This window comes from Geovibrio thiophilus, assembly GCF_004087915.1.
Lineage (GTDB): Bacteria > Chrysiogenota > Deferribacteres > Deferribacterales > Geovibrionaceae > Geovibrio > Geovibrio thiophilus.
The window spans coordinates 781,090-800,128 of the sequence record NZ_CP035108.1 but is presented as its reverse complement, the minus strand read 5'-3'; the positions used below and the strand labels follow the sequence as shown (position 1 = coordinate 800,128).

General features: G+C 49.7%; 18 protein-coding genes. 7 read left to right on the top strand and 11 right to left on the bottom strand.

The genetic code is table 11. The annotated features are described in order from the left end of the window. Window positions 1-23: 23 nt before the first annotated feature. The 3 genes from EP073_RS03795 to EP073_RS03785 all read left to right on the top strand — a co-directional run bounded on the left by EP073_RS03795 (window position 24) and on the right by EP073_RS03785 (window position 1,867). Complete coding sequence (locus EP073_RS03795) at window positions 24-662, top strand: CPBP family intramembrane glutamic endopeptidase (RefSeq protein WP_128465844.1); 639 nt, start codon at window positions 24-26, stop codon at window positions 660-662. Window positions 663-729: 67 nt separating this feature from the next. Beyond that, a complete protein-coding gene (locus EP073_RS03790) occupies window positions 730-1,428 on the top strand; it encodes a glutamine amidotransferase (protein WP_128465843.1) in 699 nt (232 codons plus the stop codon). Window positions 1,429-1,432: 4 nt separating this feature from the next. Continuing rightward, window positions 1,433-1,867: a macro domain-containing protein gene (locus EP073_RS03785; protein WP_128465842.1), complete on the top strand. Its 435-nt coding sequence runs from the start codon at window positions 1,433-1,435 to the stop codon at window positions 1,865-1,867. Here EP073_RS03785 and EP073_RS03780 read toward each other — a convergent pair. Next, complete coding sequence (locus tag EP073_RS03780; RefSeq protein ID WP_128465841.1) at window positions 1,861-2,469, bottom strand: cyclase family protein; 609 nt, start codon at window positions 2,467-2,469, stop codon at window positions 1,861-1,863. The genes EP073_RS03785 and EP073_RS03780 overlap by 7 nt on opposite strands. 119 nt (window positions 2,470-2,588) lie before the next feature. On the opposite strand from EP073_RS03780, the gene EP073_RS03775 reads away from it, so the two are divergent. Further along, window positions 2,589-3,389, top strand: coding sequence for a mechanosensitive ion channel family protein (locus tag EP073_RS03775; protein WP_128465840.1), 801 nt, complete (start codon window positions 2,589-2,591; stop codon window positions 3,387-3,389). Here EP073_RS03775 and corA read toward each other — a convergent pair. Further along, the gene (gene corA / locus EP073_RS03770; RefSeq protein WP_128465839.1) at window positions 3,386-4,447 is read right to left on the bottom strand and encodes a magnesium/cobalt transporter CorA; all 1,062 of its coding nucleotides are present in this window, start codon (window positions 4,445-4,447) and stop codon (window positions 3,386-3,388) included. The genes EP073_RS03775 and corA overlap by 4 nt on opposite strands. A 16-nt stretch (window positions 4,448-4,463) precedes the next feature. Next, window positions 4,464-5,828 carry an MFS transporter gene (locus EP073_RS03765; protein ID WP_128465838.1) on the bottom strand — a complete coding sequence of 455 codons (1,365 nt, stop codon included), beginning with the start codon at window positions 5,826-5,828 and terminating at the stop codon, window positions 4,464-4,466. A 140-nt stretch (window positions 5,829-5,968) separates the two neighbouring features. Here EP073_RS03765 and EP073_RS03760 point away from each other — a divergent pair, with 140 nt between their 5' ends. Further along, on the top strand, window positions 5,969-7,306 hold the full coding sequence (locus EP073_RS03760) for a TIGR04013 family B12-binding domain/radical SAM domain-containing protein (RefSeq protein ID WP_164885262.1): 1,338 nt from the start codon (window positions 5,969-5,971) through the stop codon (window positions 7,304-7,306). 9 nt (window positions 7,307-7,315) lie between these two features. Here the strand turns inward: EP073_RS03760 and EP073_RS03755 are convergent, their stop codons facing one another. Together EP073_RS03755 and EP073_RS03750 are read right to left on the bottom strand one after the other, a co-directional pair. Next, window positions 7,316-7,873, bottom strand: coding sequence for an HD domain-containing protein (locus EP073_RS03755; protein WP_128465836.1), 558 nt, complete (start codon window positions 7,871-7,873; stop codon window positions 7,316-7,318). A 344-nt stretch (window positions 7,874-8,217) separates the two neighbouring features. Continuing rightward, on the bottom strand, window positions 8,218-8,829 hold the full coding sequence (locus EP073_RS03750) for a class I SAM-dependent methyltransferase (RefSeq protein ID WP_128465835.1): 612 nt from the start codon (window positions 8,827-8,829) through the stop codon (window positions 8,218-8,220). 188 nt (window positions 8,830-9,017) lie between these two features. On the opposite strand from EP073_RS03750, the gene EP073_RS03745 reads away from it, so the two are divergent. Then, window positions 9,018-9,374, top strand: coding sequence for a hypothetical protein (locus EP073_RS03745; protein WP_128465834.1), 357 nt, complete (start codon window positions 9,018-9,020; stop codon window positions 9,372-9,374). Window positions 9,375-9,377: 3 nt separating this feature from the next. On the opposite strand, the gene EP073_RS03740 is transcribed toward EP073_RS03745, so the two are convergent. Continuing rightward, a complete protein-coding gene (locus tag EP073_RS03740) occupies window positions 9,378-10,724 on the bottom strand; it encodes an HD-GYP domain-containing protein (protein ID WP_128465833.1) in 1,347 nt (448 codons plus the stop codon). Between the two features lie 40 nt (window positions 10,725-10,764). Continuing rightward, entirely contained in the window at window positions 10,765-11,619 is an 855-nt protein-coding gene (locus tag EP073_RS03735) for an NAD(P)-dependent oxidoreductase (RefSeq protein WP_128465832.1), read from the bottom strand. Between the two features lie 507 nt (window positions 11,620-12,126). Here EP073_RS03735 and EP073_RS03730 point away from each other — a divergent pair. Next, on the top strand, window positions 12,127-14,031 hold the full coding sequence (locus tag EP073_RS03730; protein WP_128465831.1) for a methyl-accepting chemotaxis protein: 1,905 nt from the start codon (window positions 12,127-12,129) through the stop codon (window positions 14,029-14,031). A gap of 189 nt (window positions 14,032-14,220) precedes the next feature. Here the strand turns inward: EP073_RS03730 and EP073_RS03725 are convergent, their stop codons facing one another. From EP073_RS03725 to EP073_RS03710, 4 genes are all read right to left on the bottom strand, one after another. Further along, a complete protein-coding gene (locus EP073_RS03725; protein WP_164885261.1) occupies window positions 14,221-14,961 on the bottom strand; it encodes a DUF3800 domain-containing protein in 741 nt (246 codons plus the stop codon). An 89-nt stretch (window positions 14,962-15,050) separates the two neighbouring features. Beyond that, window positions 15,051-15,392 (bottom strand): hypothetical protein, encoded by a 342-nt coding sequence (locus EP073_RS03720; RefSeq protein ID WP_128465829.1) that lies wholly within the window; start codon window positions 15,390-15,392, stop codon window positions 15,051-15,053. Continuing rightward, a complete protein-coding gene (hflX, locus tag EP073_RS03715) occupies window positions 15,367-17,019 on the bottom strand; it encodes a GTPase HflX (RefSeq protein WP_241654045.1) in 1,653 nt (550 codons plus the stop codon). Before hflX ends, EP073_RS03720 begins: the two co-directional genes overlap by 26 nt. A gap of 189 nt (window positions 17,020-17,208) precedes the next feature. Beyond that, window positions 17,209-18,894, bottom strand: coding sequence for a methyl-accepting chemotaxis protein (locus EP073_RS03710; protein WP_164885260.1), 1,686 nt, complete (start codon window positions 18,892-18,894; stop codon window positions 17,209-17,211). Window positions 18,895-19,039: the final 145 nt, after the last annotated feature.

Here is a 19,039-nt window from a genome sequence, read left to right as displayed (position 1 = left end):
CTGAAAAATGCGGAGATGTGCCCTTGAACAGAAAACTGATGCTTACCGCTGAGTTTATAATAATCTTCGTTCTGATGCCTCTGATCATTTTCCGCTTCAACAGCCACGCAGGCAGATTTGTGCTCCCCGTCATAGCCGCGGCAACGCTTTATACAGTCTTCATCCTCGGCAGGGATCGCGGCTTCAGGTGGAAAGACAAATGGAAGCTGCCCGAGCAGAGAATATCGCTTCTGCGGATTCTTCCTCTTTTCGCCGCAGGCTCTGTGTTCATATTCCTGTTTGTCCGGCTGACCGAGCCCTCGCTCCTGTTTGCCTTTCCTTCGGAGAAGCCTGTAATGTGGACAGTCGTAATGCTCTTTTATCCTATGCTGTCCGCCCTGCCGCAGGAGATCATGTTCAGGGTGTTTTTCTTCCGCCGCTACGGAGAGCTATTCGGAGACAAGGCGCTGGTTCCCCTCAGCGCTGCTGTTTTTTCCCTCGCGCATCTTTTTTACGGCAATCCGGTCGCTCCGGTCTTCTCTTTCTTCGGCGGACTTATCTTTGCCGTCACATATTCCCGGACAGGTTCTCTCACGCTGACAGCCCTTGAACACGCCCTCTGGGGCAACATGCTGTTCACCATAGGCGCCGGCGCGTATTTTTACCACGGCACAATAAGCTGATTGCCCTTGAAGACTTAAACCTCAGGGTATATTCTTAGCCCAAGAACAAATTTGTTAAGAGGTTAAGATGTTCCTTGTACTGAAAATGGGCAGCACTCTCAGAGAGCTTGAGGACAATTACGGCGGCTTTGCCGACTGGATAATCCGTTTCATGGGGGCGTTCAGAAAGCAGGTAAAAGTTATAGATGTTCAGAACGGGGACGAGCTTCCCGATCCTTCGGACTATGAAGGCATAGTGATTTCCGGAGCCCATGAGATGGTCACAGACCTTCACCCGTGGAGCGAAAAAACAGCGGCATATCTGAAAAAGGCAGCAGAGAAGGAAGTGCCGATCTTGGGCATTTGCTACGGTCACCAGCTTCTCGCCCACGCTCTCGGCGGCAGGGTTGATAATCACCCCTTCGGACCTGAAATAGGCACCGTGGAAATCGAACTCACAGAAGCAGGCAAAAAAGATCCTCTGTTTAAAACTATGCCTAAAAAATTCATAGCCCACGCCACACACACCCAGTCGGTTCTGAAGCTTCCCGAAGGCTGCGTAATACTTGCGCAGAACGGCTACGAGCCTTTCCACGCTTTCAGATACGGCAAAAACGCGTGGGGCGTTCAGTTTCACCCCGAATTTGACTCCTTCATCATGGAGCAGTACGCCGAGCACCAGAAGCACAAGCTGAAGGAACCCGATAAAACCATGAGCCTCATAGCGGAAACACCTGAGGCAAACTCTCTTCTGGCTGCCTTCATGGAAATGTTCACAAAGGACTGAGCCGATGCTTTTCAGCGGAGATGATCTGACGGAGCTTGCCGGACGGGAATACATAGCCGTAACCACCAACGGGACGGTTAAAAAGAACGGCACTGCGAACATGGGCAGAGGCAACGCAAAGGAGGTGGCGGCAAAACTCCCGCAGATAGCCGCCGAGCTGGGCAGGCTCCTGAACGAAGACGGGAACCGTGTGCACTATCTTGGTGACAGGGTATTCAGCTTCCCTGTTGAGGAAACGTGGCTCTCATACGCGGAGCTCCGCCTTGTGGAGCGCTCCGCACTTGAGCTTCTGGAAGAGGTGAACAGAAGGGGGATCAAGCGCATCACCCTCCCCCTCCCCGGCTGCGGCAAAGGGGGATTGAAAAAGGCGGATGTTCTCCCTGTTCTGGAAAAAATATTTGATGACAGGTTCGTGATAACCGAAAAGCAGACTCAGTAAGAGGCGAAAGCACGCACGCTGCATCCGTCGGAATCGGTATACTTAAGCGGAAGCGCCGTGAAATCAACCTCGGCGGGCAGCATTTCCAGACAGGCAAGGTTTTCTATAATAAGCATGCCGCTCCCCAGAAGGATTCTGTGCACAGGCAGTTCGTTCATACCCACCTCATCCGCTGAGATGCAGTCAAACCCTATACCCTTGAGCCCGAGACCCGCCAGATACTCCGCCGCTTTGAGCGAGAGCACGGGAAAACCGCTGAAATACTCGTCCCTGCCCCATTTTTCTCCCCAGCCCGTACGCAGGAGAATAAAGCCGAACCCTTCGGCGGGCGTAAGCATGTCCGGCTCAATCGTCCTTGTACCCCTCGGAATGTCAATCACTGCCGCTTTTCCGGTGAACTCTTCTATGGAGTAATCCTCAAGCTTTCTGCCGTCCCTGAAAACGTGATAAGGGGCGTCCATGTGGGTTCCGGTATGGGAAAACATATGAAAAAGAGTCTCCCTGTAGCCGTCTATCTCAAGCTTCTCCAGCAGCGGTTTCTCCGTACCCGGGTAAACGGGCATGCTTTCGGTAATGGTATGAGTGAGATCTATATATCTCATCCTTTGTTTCTCCTCACGAAACCTCTTGCTTTTTCCGCAGGGATGCTTCATTAGTTTTATTTTCCGTATGAACTGCTTTATACTCGAAGCAGCGGTAACGTAAAGAGGTTTTTTGAAAAATGCAGCAGGAAATAATCTGGAGAATAGTCAGCACAGCACTGGTAATCGCTGTTGCGGTAATCGTGCGTTTAATTTTTCTGCGTTACGTGCAGAGGCATAATTTCCCCAACGCAGACGCAAAAAGACGTGTTCTCGTCACTACCCGCAATATGCTTTTTCTCACTGTTATACTGCTTGTCAGCATAATCTGGCTCTCGCACATACGTGATATAGCCATCTCACTCGCCGCAATAGCCGTCGCCTTGGTCATAGCCACAAAGGAGATTCTGCTCTGCTTTCTCTCGGGGATAATAAGAGGCATCACGCAGCCGTTCAGAGTCTCGGACAGAATAGAGGTGAACGGACTGAGAGGTGACGTCATTGATGTCAACCTCATAAGCACAACGCTTCTGGAGATCAGCTCGACTCACCAGTATACCGGACGCACTGTTACTCTGCCCAACAGCCTCTTCATGAGCTATCCGGTAATCAATGAGACATATCTTGATGAGTTTATGCTGCACATTTTCAGCATACCCCTGAAAAGGGAAGAGGATCTGGAAAAAACCGAAAAGATTATCCTCGACGCGGCAAACGAAGTATGCACCGAGTATCTCGAAAGCGCTGTGAAATATATGACGGAAGTAAGCAGAAGCGCAGGTCTTGAGGTTCCGTCCGTGGAGCCGAGAGTATCCATAGAGTTTCCCGACAAGGAAACAATAAACCTGCTTGTACGTGTTCCCGTGCCGTCACGCAGAAAAGGCAGGATAGAGCAGGCAATCATACGCCTTTATCTCACGAAGCTGAAAGAGCAGAGCTAGAACCACCGCTTGCGCCGGAAATATACAACCATGGCGCAGACGACACCAGCCATAAGCACCAGCACGGCGGGGTAGCCCCAAGGCTTGGCAAGCTCCGGCATATGCTGAAAGTTCATGCCGTAAACACCGGCGATGAATGTCAGCGGGATGAATATTGCGGAGAATACTGTGAGAACCTTCATCACCTCGTTCATCTGCTGTCCGTTGAGAGACACATAGAGATTGAACATGTCAGTAGCGGCGGAATGCACCGATTCCACTATGTCGCGCATGTGCTTATAGTGATCCTCAAGATCTTTGTAGTAAGGCATCACCTCATCAGGAATATCCAGATAGTCGCTGACCTTAATGCTGTTTATTATCTCCATATAACGCCACAGGGAACGCTTGGCGTGTCCCATGATCTGCTTGATGCGGTAGATCTCCGTAACGTCAAACTCCTGAAAGTTTTCCTGCACAACCTCTTCAAGCTCCTCAACCGTGTCGATGATACGGTTCAGCGTTTCGTAGCTTCCGTCACTCAGGGCGTCCAGCAGAGCGAAGAGAAAATACGGAATACCCATCTTCCTCAGCTTGGTATTCTTCTGGGAAAGTCTCTTGAAAAGCTTCAGATACATGGGCACAGGCTCGGCGCTGAAAGTGATCACGTAGTTCTCGCCCACAAGTATCTTTGTGTCAGCGATGGTGAATATCTCTCTGTTGTGGTCATATATAAGTGATTTGACGATGATAAACACGAAGCTGTCGTACTCCTCGAACTTCAGCGGCTGCGTGGCGCTCTGAATATCCTCAAGGACGAGATCATGCACATCAAGCTTCCGTCCTATTTCCCGCAGAACCTCATGGGTGGCATGTCCTGTCACGTTCAGCCAGTTGATCGTGCCCTCCCGCCCTATCGCTTCCAAGCATGCCTCCACAGTATCGCAGGAGGCGTGCTCAAAAACATCCTCACAGTAGCTTGTGCAGGCGGCGGAAAAGCCGTAGTCCGACGTTTCCTCATGCAGTGTTCCGGGGGCAGAGCCCAGCCTTTTTTCCGGCGTCTTAAAAAATCTCAGCATGAACAAAGCCTCCCGTTTATTTTGCGGAGTTTCTTCCGGCAAGGGACATAACTGCCCCCGCGGCACAGATCAGCGCAAACAGTATGAAAGCAGCGCGAAGAGCGGCTGTGAGCCCTTCCTCGCTCATGGTTTCCAGTTTCGCGGAGCCGGCGAACATATTAAGCAGTATCACTGACGCCGCTATGCTGAAGGTCTGCCCCATGAGACGCATGGTGGAGAGAGAGGATGCGGCGAAGCCGTAATCCTTTTTTTCCACGGAGTTCATGATCACCGTATTGTTCGGCGTGGAGAATATGCCTAGACCCAAACCCAGAATAAACAGCATGAGAGCAACCTGATAAAGCTGCGCTCTGCCCGTCATGAACGCCATGGCGGCAAGCACGCAGGCGATAAGCAGCATCCCGCCGAAGGCAAGGTTTTTCGGGTTTGATCTGTCGGACATTTTCCCCGCAAAAGGGGTGACGGCAGCCATTGCCAAGGGCTGCGCCAGCATAACCATCCCTGCCTTTTCGGAGGTGAGCCCGTAATTAAGCTGGAGCTCCATGCTTACAAGGAACAGAACGCCGGAGGTGGCGCAGTAGTTCAGCATGGACGCGCTGTTGGCAAAGCCGAAGGTGCGGTTACCGAAGAACAGGCGTACATTGATCAGCGGATCTTTCTGTCTGTATTCGTAATAAGTCATGATCACCATCACGATAAGCCCCAAACCGAAGGCGGAATATCCCCGCGTGTCCGGCACGGAGAGCCCGCCGAAAATAAGCAGCACCATCAGCATAAACAGCGCCATTCCGGTGTAGTCGCTCACCTTGCCCTCACGCCCCCGCACAGGCTGAAGCACCCTGAAAGAATAAAGTGAAACAAACGCCGCCATAACCCATGTGACATGAAGGATGCTGCGCCAGCCGTAAATCTCGTTCAAGAAGCCGCCTATGACCGGACCCACGGAGAGTCCTGTATACACAGTGAAGGTCACCCAGCCTATGGCACGCCCCCGCTCTTCCGGCGGATAAACGCAGGAGATAAGCGCCATGCCGCTGCAATATATGAGCGCAGAGGCTGCGCCCTGAAGAAATCTGAAAAAGATCAGCATCTCACCCGACGGGGCAAACCCGCAGGCGAGTGTGGTAACAGCGAAGGATGCCATACCCGCCCTGAAAACGGAGGTATAGCCCATGTAGTCGGCAAATCTGCCCGCAGGCATGAGGAGTATGGCGCTTGCCAGCACGAAGCCTGAGATGACCCATCCGGTCATTGTCACGCTCATCTGCATATTCAGCGCTATCACCGGAACAGCCACCACCATTGCGCTGCCCATGAATCCGGTGAGGAAATAGCCTGCCATAACGGCGAAAAGTGTATATTTTCTGTCTTTAAGATCCAATTTATTCTCCTTTCTGAGATTTTACATTATAACCCAACAGGCGGCAAATATCACCTGCGCATTTTTCTTTTGCCAACTGGCGGAGAAAAAGTTATTTTTCTTCCGTAAGTGTATGAGGAGTTTTTCTGAGAAAAGTTAAGGTGCTGATCCTCTCCCATAAATTTAATAAGAACAGCATAGCCGCACTGACCGGAGCATTGCAGATCTGCCCCGAAACAGCGGAGCTTGAGCCGTCTGTCCTCTGGAACAGGGAGGATATTGTAAAGGAAGCGGCAAAGGCCTCTGAGGAAGGTCTTCTGCCTGTTGTATGCTTTTCATTCACCACACTGCACTTTCTGGACACAGTGAAGGAGCTTCTCCTCCTCAAAAAGCAGCTCGCCAAACTCCCCGTTCCGCCGCTTTACATAGCAGGCGGAGCCCACCCCAGCGGTTCTGTTGAGGAAACTCTCGGCTGCGGGTTCGATTATGCGGTGAAAGGAGAGGGGGAATATGCCTTTCCGGCTCTGACAGCAGCGCTCATAAACGAAACCGATCCCTGTGAAATAAGGGGCGTATGCAGACTTGAGAACGGCAGACTCGTCTCCAAGGGGCGGGCACAGGCGGTGAATCTTGATGATTATCCGCCGTTTCCCGAACGCCTCATCAAATTCAGCTACATAGAAATAACCAGAGGCTGTCCGGTGGCGTGCAGATACTGCCAGACAAGCTACATTCAGGGAGCACGCTACCGGCACAGAGCGCCCGAAAAGGTGCTTGGCTATGCGGAAAGGCTCGTCTCTCTCGGCGTGAAGGATCTGCGCTTTATAACGCCGGACTGCCTCTCATACGGAAGCCGTGATGTCGGCAGACCGAATCTGCCTTTCCTCGAAAAATTTCTCAGTGATATGAAAAAATGCGCTGACGGACGGAATATCCACTTCGGCTCCTTCCCGTCGGAGGTATTCCCAACCTCTGTCACGGAGGAGTCAATGGAGCTTCTGGCGGCTTATGTTTCCAACGGCAATATGGTGATAGGCGCTCAGACGGGAAGCGACAGGCTGATGCGGCACATCGGACGCAGCCACACCGTGGATGACGTAAGAAGGGCGGTGCGGATTATCCTCGGAAACGGCTTCGCTGCCAATGTGGATTTCATGTTCGGTCTGCCCGGCGAAACGGAGGAGGATGAGGAGGAGAGCATCCGCTTCATGACCGAGCTGTTCTCCATGGGCGCAAAGGTGCACAGCCACACCTTCATGCCCCTTGCCGGAACCCCGTTCGGGAATCTTCCGCCTGTGACCGTGTCGCCTAAGACTGCCGCCACGCTGGAAAAACTTGCCGGATACGGCATTCAGTACGGCTCATGGAAGGCTCAGATGGAGAAGTCCAACAGACTGGCATATTTCAGGAAAGTATTCGCCGAAACCGGAGATGCGGAAAAGGCGGTCACCGAGTCCGATAACTACTCAGTGCCGCCCCTCCAGAGGTGTAGTCTGTGATAATATCCTTTAAAGCCCGAGTTCATCCGAAATCTCAGAGAGAGCGTCTATAACAAAGCGTATATGCTCATCCGCCTCCACTCCGAGTTCTTCTATTCCCTTGGCTATGTCTTCCCTGTTCACTGCTCTTGCGAAACTTTTGTCTTTCAGCTTCTTCTTGACGCTTTTAACTTCAACCATGGAGATCTTCCTGTCAGGGCGGACATAAGCACAGGCGAGAAGAAAGCCGCAAAGCTCATCCACCGCGAAGAGCGCTTTTTCCATAGGGGTTTCACGTGTCACTCCGGTGTGTTCTCCATGGCTCATTACAGCTCTTATTATATCTTCCGTCCAGCCCTTCTCCCTGAGTATCTCACAGCCCTTATAAGGATGATCCTCAAGGGTCGGGAACTGCTCATAGTCAAAATCGTGAATCAGTCCGGCTATTCCCCATTTCTCCTCATCGCCGCCCAGCCTGCGGGCATAAGCCCTCATAGCCTGCTCCACCGAGAGAGCGTGCTTCAGCAGCGAATCCGATTTTGTATACTCAGTCAGAAGCGCATAAGCGCTTTCTCTGTTAAGTTCCATATTCCGCCTCACTATCTTCATTGATAAGCGGATTTTAACCCCATACGCCTCCCAAGGCAACAGGGCATCATATTCTGCGTTCAATAAACAATAAAGCTATCAGAAAAAATAAACATGCTTATAAGAAATATTGATAACACAGAATGGATACCATTGTATTTATTATGGATCAACATTTATTTTTGTTATATTAACAAGCGTGATTTTCCCAAACACCTTATCGGAAAGGGCTCAGAGAAAAAAGTCTGTCATGACGGGCTTTTAAACGTGGATGAAATGAACTGAAAAAAAATAAAAGCCGTAAGGCTGCTAATCAAATAACCGCATTACGGAAAACATGGGGCTTACTTCTCCGCACTCAGCAGGAAAACAGGGAACAGTCTCACCTTTCCGTCCCTCTCCTTAGCCACTGAGGTCACTGCCTCAACTGAGACATTTATAAACCCGCATTCCTCCGCCGCACTGCGAATGAACTCCTTATCAAAACCGTAATGGCGGACGCCTTCGGAGCTGTCGTGAAAGCTGCCGTCCTCCGTTTCCAGATCCGCCGCGCAGAAATGCCCGCCCTTTTTCAGCGCCGCATGAGCCTTGCGGAAGAATATCCGCACATCCTCAAGATGGTGCAGCATCATTCCGGAGGTTATCAAGTCATAGTTTTCAACGGGGAGCTGATCCGAGGCGGCATCAAAAATCAGGGTTTCAATATCGATCTGCGCGCTTTCCGCTTTTTCCTTCAGCGTGTCAAGCATTCCCAGTGAGCTGTCCGCTCCGGTTAATCTGCCCGCCTTCCCGTAAAAAGAAAGAAGAATAAGCCCTGTGCCCGTGCCCACGTCCAGAACGGACATGTTCCTGTCTATGCTGACTTTTTTCATTACAGCATCCGCTATGTCACGGGCAAGTTTCACCCTGCGTTCCTTGGCGTCCCAGCCTGCTGCGGCTTTGTCAAACCTGTTCATACGCCACCCCGTTTAATCGTGAGTTTAACCTGTTTTAACATATGAACTCCAAAAAGGCACGCCGCAAAACTGACTCAGCCTTTTCACACCGAAAAGGCTTAACAATTGCTTGACAGCCCTATTCTTTACCTGTATAGTCTTATTATAAATCAGAACATCATTCTATTAATATTTCAGGTTTTACAGCAATGACTTTTAAAAAAATGAACACAACGCTGCACGATGAACTGCTTGAGGGTATCCATTTCCGCATTACGGAGCATGAGCCCGAGACACCGTTCTTCGATGCGGATAATATAAAAAAACTTCTTGATAAAGCAAAGAGTTGCGGAATTGACATTCTCGGAATAGAGTGTTGGACAAGCAACCGTCTGGATTATTTCACCACAGTCTGCCGTGACATTTACGTTGCCGCCCGTAAGATACCGGAAAGCCAATGGGCTGACAAGGCGCTTGAGGAAATAATGAACGAGTACGGCGAAAAGGTGCTGGAAAAATTTCCCGATGACAAGCCTCTGTTCTCAGTGGAATTCAGCGGGAACTGAAAACTACTCATCCAGATAAAGCTCTATCCCCTTCCCCTGCATATTGCCCAAGAACTCCCTGAAGGACACGGCTGCGGCTGCCTGCGCCTCTTCCCTTCCGGTGTTTATCCGCGTATAATTGTCTTTCAGGGCGGCGACAACACGGGCGTCTATCTTATTTTTCTCAGCGAGCTCATCCAGAACGGAGATCACCCCTTCACTGTCCATACCGGCTCTGTAGGGTCTGTCCTCTGTGAGTGCTGTGAAAATATCCGCCACAGCCATGATGCGGCAGCCAAGGTCAAGCCTGTCCCCTTTCACATGGAAGGGATAGCCGTTGCCGTCCAGAGTTTCATGGTGGAAGGAAGCCCATTCCTTGATATGGTCAAATATCTCGAAACAGTTGAGAGCGTAATAAGTGTAGTAAGTGTGTTTTTTTATCATCCGCTGCTCGCTGATGTTCAGCGCGCCGTTTTTATAAAGCACATCAGGAAGAACCGCCAGCTTGCCCAAATCATGCAGATAACCCGCCACTTCCATATTGCGCACGGATCCGGCGTCCATTCCGCATATCTCAGCGAGCAGAGAAGCTGATTTCGCCACTCCCGCCGAATGCGTGGATGTGAAGCTGCATCTGAAATCTATGATCCGGCTGATCAGCTTGGATATTTCAAGAATCTCCTCCTGACCGAGAATCAGTGTATTAAAGCGGTAGCCCCGTTTGAGAAGCCTGTATTTGTCCGGCTCCTCAAGGTTGAACCAGAAGGATTCCTTCTCGGCGGCGTGGAGAAAGGCGTCCACATGGGCGGGCTTAAACCACCGCCCCTTCATTGAGGATATTTTGTCGATTACAGCAGCCTTCTGTTCAAGGGCGGTCCTGTTTCTGTCGGTGAGTATATCCACCCTGTCCGCCAAATGGATTATCAGAGCCCCTTCGGGCAGAGCGGAACCAAGCTCTCTGGCTGCCTTGCCGTGGTTCCATTTTTCATGGTGATAACGGATCATGGAGGCTATACTGCCGAAGCAGTCGGTATCTCTGAAAAGCAGATGCCCCACATAGCCGTGACCGTACTCATGTCCGCTGAATTCTGGATTTGCCAGCTCCTTGAACTCCTTTTCCGCTACAACGCCAATGTCGTGCAGAGCGGAAGCGGAGACTATATCGTTAACATCATTCTCCGGCAGACCGCATTCCCGGGCGATCACGCCAGCAATATACGCCACACGCTGATGATGCCCGTCAATAAACGGATTCACCAAATCCACAACACGGGAGAGCCCCATAATAAGATCAAGACGTGAAATAACATAAGAACGTAAATTATTCCTGTAAACCGTGCCTTCTGCTGTGTGCATATTTGTTATTACCATCCGAGCACCATTACTTTAAATTAAATGCGCTGAAACTCCCTCACTCACCGCTGAAAATTTTGTAAACAGCGGAGAAGTCCTCATCGGCAATCCCCTTGCGGAACATTTCGCCGAACAGCTCCTTCACCAGAGAACCCGTGTAAAGAGGCGTGCGCAGCTCATGCGCCAGCGACTGGAGATACCCCATATCCTTGAATATGCAGGCGCCGCTGAACTGGGCTGAGAAGTCACCGTTTATGATTTTGTCTTTTTTAGCATCCATAACAAGGGATTTTCCCGCTCCCTCAGCGAGAATATCCAGCAGCTCAGCTTTGTTTATCCCCGCCTTTTCTCCCAGAGCCGCAGCTTCGGCTATGGACGCGCAGAAGACACCCAGAAGCATGTTGTTTATAACCTTGACCTTTGAGGCGGCGCCTTCCTTTTCCAGCCAGCAGGTTTTCCTGCCCACGGCGTCAAGCACAGGACGGGCCTTCTCAAGAGCCTTCGCAGAGCCAGAGGCAAGCACCACCAGAAGCCCCTTCGCGGCGGGAACAGTGCTACCCAGCACCGGAGCCTCAAGGTACATTCCGCCCATTGATTCCACCTCGTCATAAAGCTGAAAAACATCGCCGAAGTGGTTGGTTGTCGTATCTATTATAAGCTTGCCTTCAATATCCGCTGACAAGAGTCCGTTCTCCATCCAGAGTACGTCCAGAACAGCCGCCGTGTCAAACAGATTAAGCACGGTCACATCAGCGGCGGAAATAACAGCGGCGGGGGATTCGGCAATCTCAGCCCCGAGTCCTTCGCATTTCTCAAGGGTTCTGTTCCACACGACAAGCTCAAATCCCTGCTCAATCAGCCTTCCCGCCATGGCTTTTCCGAGATTGCCCATTCCGATGAATCCGGTTTTCATAGTCTCCTCCGAGTCAAAACCCTCCGCAAAGGGTCTGCTTATAATCATAATACATCTATGACACATATGAAGCAAGAACACAGACCGCAGCGGTCAGAAAAGAGGCGGCAGTCTGCCTATCCTCTGACCGTTCAGTGAGCAGCATCGCAGAAGACAGCCGCATTCACACGCAAGCACGGTTTTAGAGAGCACCGCATATTTATTAAGGATATTAACTGTGTCAAGGAGCTTCACGGGGTGATCGCTGTCCGCACGTTCAGCAGAGTTAAAGCATTAATAAAAGTAAAAAGATAATGATTTATACTGATTATTTAAGATAAAACAACTCCGTTAATCTGTTTTACTATAGATTTATTTTATGAACAAAATCTTTCTGCTCCATGAACTTAGCGTAAAATATTTGTAAAATTTTGTTTAAAGCACAAAAAAGGCATTGCACTTGCTTGTCAAAGTACATATTTAGAAAGTCTGTCGGCAGTTTTGCCCGCACAACACAAGGAGGAGCGGATGAGTCTCAAGCTTAAACTGTTCATCATAACGCTGGCTGTGTTCCTTATCAGTTCGGCTATCCTGAACATACAGTCCTACGGCGATAAAAAGGATCTTTCCAGAGGAATAATAAACAGTTCACAGAAAGCGGTATCTGACGAAACCGCGCTTTATGTTGACGCATGGTCAAAGTCAAAAATGAAGGCAGTGGATGTTTTCGCCGAAGATCTCGGCAATAAGGGGGAGTATGCGCTCAGCGACATAGACAATCTCACAAAAAATCTTAAACTGGTTTCGGATTCCCATGCCTTCGACCTTATGTACGTTGGCGTCGAAGCTACGGGAGAGTTTCTTCCCTCTGATCATATCAACCTTCCGGCGGACTATGACCCCAGAAAGAGACCTTGGTATCAGGGCGCTAAAAGCAACAATGCCGTTTCCGCAACGGAGCCCTATGCCGACGCGGAGGACGGCAGACTGATCATATCGTTCATGAAGCCTGTTTATCAGGGCGGACGGTTCGCCGGCGTTCTCGCGTCTGATGTCACCATGACAGATATAGTGACCTCCGTGCTTTCCAGAAGTAGCGGCAATGAAGGGTTCACATTCATCACCAATAAAGACGGCGTAATTCTCGTTCACCGAAACAAGGAATATGTTCTCAGCAAAAAGCTCTCAGACCTTGACCCCAAGCTCGGCAGCATAGAGAGCATAATAAACAGCAGGGAAGGTACGGTTCCGTTTAAAACAGACGGGCAGGATTATCTTCTCTCGGGCTCCGCAGTGCCCTCCCTCGGCTGGTATGTGTTTACGGCGATTTCCGATGAAGCGGTATTCGGCGATGTCCACTCAAAGCTTCTCAAGCAGATTTTTACGGGCTTTCTGATCACTGCGCTTTCCGTGCTTGTAATATTTTTCTTCACCAAAAAGCTCTTAAGCCCCATCGACACTCTTGTGACGAGACTTCAGGACATAGCGGAGGGCGAGGCAGACCTTTCCAAGCGTCTGGATGAGACCCGCACAGACGAGCTGGGTACAGTGGCGAAGCTGTTCAACAGGTTCATGCAGAGGATTCAGGACATAATACGTCAGGTCGACGATCTCGCCGGAACCATGACAGATTCAAGCTCGGAGCTTGCCCACGCTGTCACGGGAATATCCGAAGGTCTCGGACACCAGACGGGAGACACCAACGAACTCGCCGCGGCGATCGAAGAGATGAACCAGACTATTCAGCAGATAGCCGAAAATGCCTCCAGCACGGCGGAACAGGCTAACAATACACTGAAAAGCGCCGAATACAGCAAGGATTCAGTGATGGGAACAGTGCAGAAAGTGGCGGATATTGCCGCATTCATCAAGGAGTCCGCTTCAGTCATCGAATCCGTGGGCGCATCATCGGGTAAAATCAGTGAGATAGTCAACGTAATCAACGATATAGCAGACCAGACAAACCTTCTGGCGCTCAACGCCGCCATAGAAGCGGCAAGAGCCGGAGAACACGGGCGCGGCTTCGCCGTTGTCGCGGATGAGGTGCGCAAGCTCGCGGAACGCACGCAGAGAGCCACTCAGGAGATTACATCAATGATCGGCGGACTCCAGAGCTCCACCAAGGACGCGGTAAGCAAGGTAGAAGGCGGCGTGAAACACGCTCAGGCAGGAACCGAGCAGGCAAACAGGGCGGAGTTGTCCATCGGCGAAATTATACAGAACACCAACACCACCTCCGACATGGCAACCCAGATAGCAACAGCGGCGGAGCAGCAGTCCGCAACCACCGATGAAATAGCCAAAACCGTGGACAGAATAAAAACCGTTTCCGAAAGCAACACCAAAGAGCTTATGGAAATAAGCAGCGCCACAGGCAAGCTCAGCAGGCTGGCGGACGAGCTGCACAACGCGGTAAGAATGTTCAGGATATAGACCTTTAACTGGAGCACAAACAGACCTTCTTTTCGGAAGGTCTGTTTTACGGACAAAATCACGAGCAAACGGGCATTTTTTTTGACAAAATACGTCCGATAGATTATATTAGTAATAATTACCGCCACCATAGACCGAAACTTCAGGTTTAGCCGGAAGAACTGCCATTGGGCGGGCTGAAAAGCTAGGCTATGGGGCGGTTTTAAGTTTAAAGCACCAAAAGCTCATCTGACCTTTCAGAGAATTTTGGTTCTTTTTAAAATTTATTTTAGACTTTTCCTGTATATACAGAGCCATATTCTTTTTTGCATCAGAAATATCTTTGTCCTTAAACTTATCATTTTTTATGAAACAGGCGGCTCCCAAAATTACATCATTCAGTTGTATATGAATACATTTCTTTGAGTCTCTTGGTTCAATATTCACAACTGGGTATGTAAGTATTTTTTTCTTATATTTTAGTTTGTTATTAAGATTATTCCGTACATTCTCTAATGAGTATTTGGTTGTTCTTGCGTCTAAACGAATAAAAAACTTTGTTTTCAGAGATTCATTATAATAAGGAACGCAAAACTGGTGCAATAACTGCATTTGATACAAATTATAAAAACCAAGCTCTTTATCATTGCCGTAATATGTCTTGTAATCGATAAAAGCTCTCTCAACAGACATAAACTTAAAAGCGAGTTTTTTTTCACTGATATAGCGGAATATTATGTCCACAAAACCTACATATCTGTCGTATAAAGGAGCTTTACAATGATTCCATTTTATTTCACGATTGAGTCCATGTTTTTCTTTGAATCTATACAATTCATCCTGTATGCCGCATTGAGTGTCATAATCGCAAATGAAACCGCCATAAAGAATAAACTTATCATTAACACAAGCTTCATCACAAAAAATATAAAGCTTCTCGCTGCTTTCCAACAAATGATTCTCCGCTCATAATATTTGTTGACAATATTAGAGTATTCACTTTAAGTCAAATCCTGATTGCTCAAATTTAGGTGGGAGACTTATTTTATGCTCATCTCTCTTTCTTCTCGGAGAATACGCCATCTGCCTTCCTCAAGAATAAGCCTGCTCCTGCTGAAAAAGCTCAGTATCTTGTCCTCCTTGGAGAAGTATTCTATGAAGGTCACTTCTGCGAGTTTTCCTTTCACAAGCTCCTTCACTATGTTGAGTCCGGCGTGGGAGCTCTCGCCGGTGATCTCCGAAAAGCGTACGCAGAAGGACTCAATATCCGTGAAGAAACGCTTCAGATCGCTGTTTTCGGAATAAAGGTCATAGACTCCGCCGCCGTTTTTTTCAGTGTAAAGTCTTGCCCTGTGTTCAATAATCTGCTTCGGTGTCATCATCGAAATAACTCTCCACAGGTATGTCCCGCCCTTTTCCTTCGGTGAAAAGAGTGAAGCGTATCCGCTCAAGGAGCAGGCGGAAGGTTTTTCTGTCCAAGGCGGAGATGTACACTGCGTCCGGCTTGGAGTTTTTCACTTCCATCAGACTGTGCAGTCTGGCATCGGCAAACATCGTATCGGGCAGGACATTGTTCAGCACAAAGTCAGCCTCTTCCGGCGGCAGGAGATCCGTTTTGTTCAGCACGGTTATCACCTTCTTGTCCGTGAGATCAAGCTCCGCAAGAACAGTCTCCACAGAGCGGATGTGGTTCAGGAAACCGTGGTTTGATATATCAGCCACATGAACAAGGAGATCCGCCTCGCTCAGCTCCTCAAGGGTTGACTTGAACGCACCCTTAAGGTTGTCCGGCAGGTCACGGATGAAGCCCACCGTATCGGTTATGATAACATCCCGCTCCTCGGGGAAGCGTATTCTTTTTGAGCTTGTATCCAGTGTGGCGAACATCAGATCGTCCGAATAGACCTCGCTCTGGGTTAGGCTGTTCAGAAGGGTGGATTTACCTGCGTTGGTGTAGCCCACAATGGAGACTATCGGCAGCCCGCCCCTGTTGCGCCTGCCCCTCTGGATTGTCCTGTTCTGTTCTATCTTCTCAAGCTTTTTGGAAAGGAAGGCTATGCGGTCGTTTATACGTCTCTTGTCTATCTCAAGCTTCGTTTCGCCGGGCCCCCTTCCCCCGATTCCGCCCGTAAGTCTTGAGAGAGCATCATCCCTGCCGGAGAGACGGGGAAGGATGTACTTGAGCTGGGCAAGCTCCACCCTGATTTTGCCTTCGTTTGACTTTGCCCTGCGGGCGAATATATCAAGAATAAGCTGAGTGCGGTCAAGCACCTTAAGCTCGGTAAATTCCGAAACGGCTCTGGACTGCGCCGGAGAAAGCGGGTTATCAAACACTATGAAGTCAGCCCCTGTCTGAAGGGCGCGGATAACAACCTCTTTCAGCCTGCCCGGTCCCATAACGAATTTGGGGTGTATCTGCTGTTTTATCTGCGTATGTATGTCCAGAACGTCCATTCCGGCGCTCTCGGTAAGCTCCTTGAGCTCCGCCATGTGCTCCTCTGCCTCGTGCTTCCTGCGGTATGAGCCGACAAGTATGGCTGAATGGGCGTTCTTCACCCTGAACAGCGCCTTGGTTTTGTCTTCTATCTCTTTTTCCAGCGCGGAGATGAAATCCCCATAGTCAGTGTTCTGTCTGTGCGGATCTGTGTCTTCAAGGAAGCCGAACATTTGCGGACTGTCCGGCGGGAGAAGATGAGCGGTCTGCATGCGCATGGGTATTCCCCTACTGTCCCCGTGAAGGACAGTAACGGAATCCAGACGGAGCAGCGCAAGGTCGGTGAGGTCATCGTCCGTGAGATCTTCCCCCCCTGTATGAGTATGCACAAGCCTTAAGCCCCGCAAGCCCCCGGGAGTGATTCTGTATCTGCTGAGAACCGGAATGACAATCTCCGACGAACCGCCGATCATCACATACTGAACCATGTTTGTTCTGTCGAAGAGAACCGCAGTCTGTCTGCCTGTTTCCGCAGTAAGCTCACAGAGAGCTCTGGCGAATTCAGGCGAAATCACGGAGAAGGATGATGATTTTCTGTTGTAAAGCTTTTCCAGACGTTTAATCTGCTGGGGACGAAGCCCCTCAAGATGACCGAATACTTCTATGGAATGCCTCCGAAAAATTTAAATGAACGCAAAAACCGCCGCCCTTCTGAGAAAAGAGACGGCGGTCATTATTCTATACGCTGAAAACTCTATTTGCAATTACTCAGTTCTGAACCTTGAGACAAGCTGGCTCATTTCATCCGCCTGCCGCTGGAGATCAGCTATGGTGTAGGTTATCTCCTGCATCGCCACGGAGCTCTCCTCCAAACCAGAGCTGAGCGCCTGTGTGTTGTCGTTTATGCTTATTATCGTTGCGGTCTGCTCCTGCACGGCGTTGCTTATTATACCGTTCACCTGCTCCGCTGTTTCCATTGTGCTCACGATCTGCCCGAAAACAGCGCCGGTTTCACCTATGACCTTAACGCCCTCGTCGACCTGACTTCTCGCTTCTTTCATATCTTTTTCCGCTTCGCCGGTTTCCCTGACAAGGCTGCCTATTATTTTGCTTATCTCACTTGTGGCGTTCTGGGTGCGTTCGGCAAGCTTCCTTACCTCGTCCGCCACCACTGCAAAGCCTCTTCCCGCTTCGCCTGCTCTGGCTGCTTCTATTGCCGCATTGAGAGCAAGCAGGTTGGTCTGATCTGCTATATCGTCTATCACGCTGACAATGCTTCCTATCTCATCAGATGAGTTGGAGAGCCTGCCTATTGCAGTGCTGAGCCTGCCGACCTTGTCCTTGATCGCGTTTATCTCATCCGTGGCTTTATTAAGGCTTTTTCTGCCTTCACCTGTAAACCGTACCGCTTCTTTTGAACGTTCCGTTCCTTCACGAAGAGCGTCCAGTACCTCTCTGGAGGATGAAGTAAGCTCTTCCGTAGCAGCTGCTACGCTCGAAACCTGAGAGGACTGACCCTGAAATGTCGAAGCCATTTCCTCCGAAGCAGAGGCGAGCTGGGAGCTTGCCGAAGCGACACTGACCGAGCTCTGTTTGATTGTTATTATGAGCTCACGGAGCTTTTCTATAAATCTGTTGAAGTTTTCGGCAACCTGCCCCACTTCATCCTTCTGGCTTACCTTGATGGCTACCGTAAGGTCTCCTTCACCCTCAGAAATATCTTTGAGCATTCCTGCTGTCTGCCCGAGACTTTTTGTAAGAACCCTCACCACCAGAAAGGTCGCTGCAACCATAAAAATCAGCAGAACCGCCACGGCAGCAGCCATAACCTTGATCATTGAAGACATATTATCAGAGACAGACTGTTCGATCCGCCCGACTTCCTCGCCTATATCATCTATGAAAAAGCCCGTACCTACAACCCAGCCCCACTTTTCAAGACCCACGACATAGCTGAGTTTATCTCCGCTTCTGCCTGTTTCAGGGTTGTCCCACTGGTAAAGCGCATAACCCTGCTTCTCGTCTCTGGCTATACGGCTCATCTCACGGAAAATATATTTACCGTCGCTGCTTTTCAAATCACCGAGATTTCTTCCCTCAAGCTCAGGGCTTGCGCGGTGCACAAGTACATTTGAATCGAAATCCGTAACAAATACATAGTTGCCGTTATCAAAGTTGAATTTTCTCAATACTTCTCCGGCTGCGTTCTTAGCCTCTTCGTCGCCAGCCGCTGCACCGTTGTAAATATCGTCTATGGATGAGACCGCCATCTCGATATACGTTTTGAGTTCTTCACGCTTGGAAGCTTCAAGATCGCTTCGGGTGTCTTCAACAAATGCTTTACCCATTTGTTTTATTTCGTAAACCGCCAGCAGCATCACAGCAATAACCGCTATAAGAACGGACAGCGTGGTGACAACGCTGAATTTGAACCTGAGAGAGAGTGACATGGATAACCTCCGTAAATCAGAATACATGATTTGTGTCTGTCATATCCTAAAAGAACACTTGTTTTGTCCTTTTTGTCATAATACAATATTAACCGCTGCTAATAATTTCAAGGGTTATTTTTGTTTCGGAAACAAATTGTTTAGA

Bases quoted from the DNA above. Each gene is read 5' to 3' on its own strand.
- EP073_RS03755 (WP_128465836.1), bottom strand. From the start codon at position 7,873: ATGGAACTTAACAGAGAAAGCGCTTATGCGCTTCTGACTGAGTATACA.
- EP073_RS03775 (WP_128465840.1), top strand. From the start codon at position 2,589: ATGCAGCAGGAAATAATCTGGAGAATAGTCAGCACAGCACTGGTAATC.
- EP073_RS03785 (WP_128465842.1), top strand. From the start codon at position 1,433: ATGCTTTTCAGCGGAGATGATCTGACGGAGCTTGCCGGACGGGAATAC.
- EP073_RS03730 (WP_128465831.1), top strand. From the start codon at position 12,127: ATGAGTCTCAAGCTTAAACTGTTCATCATAACGCTGGCTGTGTTCCTT.
- EP073_RS03780 (WP_128465841.1), bottom strand. From the start codon at position 2,469: ATGAGATATATAGATCTCACTCATACCATTACCGAAAGCATGCCCGTT.
- EP073_RS03750 (WP_128465835.1), bottom strand. From the start codon at position 8,829: ATGAACAGGTTTGACAAAGCCGCAGCAGGCTGGGACGCCAAGGAACGC.
- EP073_RS03720 (WP_128465829.1), bottom strand. From the start codon at position 15,392: ATGATGACACCGAAGCAGATTATTGAACACAGGGCAAGACTTTACACT.
- EP073_RS03790 (WP_128465843.1), top strand. From the start codon at position 730: ATGTTCCTTGTACTGAAAATGGGCAGCACTCTCAGAGAGCTTGAGGAC.
- EP073_RS03710 (WP_164885260.1), bottom strand. From the start codon at position 18,894: ATGTCACTCTCTCTCAGGTTCAAATTCAGCGTTGTCACCACGCTGTCC.
- EP073_RS03740 (WP_128465833.1), bottom strand. From the start codon at position 10,724: ATGGTAATAACAAATATGCACACAGCAGAAGGCACGGTTTACAGGAAT.
- EP073_RS03735 (WP_128465832.1), bottom strand. From the start codon at position 11,619: ATGAAAACCGGATTCATCGGAATGGGCAATCTCGGAAAAGCCATGGCG.
- corA (WP_128465839.1), bottom strand. From the start codon at position 4,447: ATGCTGAGATTTTTTAAGACGCCGGAAAAAAGGCTGGGCTCTGCCCCC.
- EP073_RS03745 (WP_128465834.1), top strand. From the start codon at position 9,018: ATGACTTTTAAAAAAATGAACACAACGCTGCACGATGAACTGCTTGAG.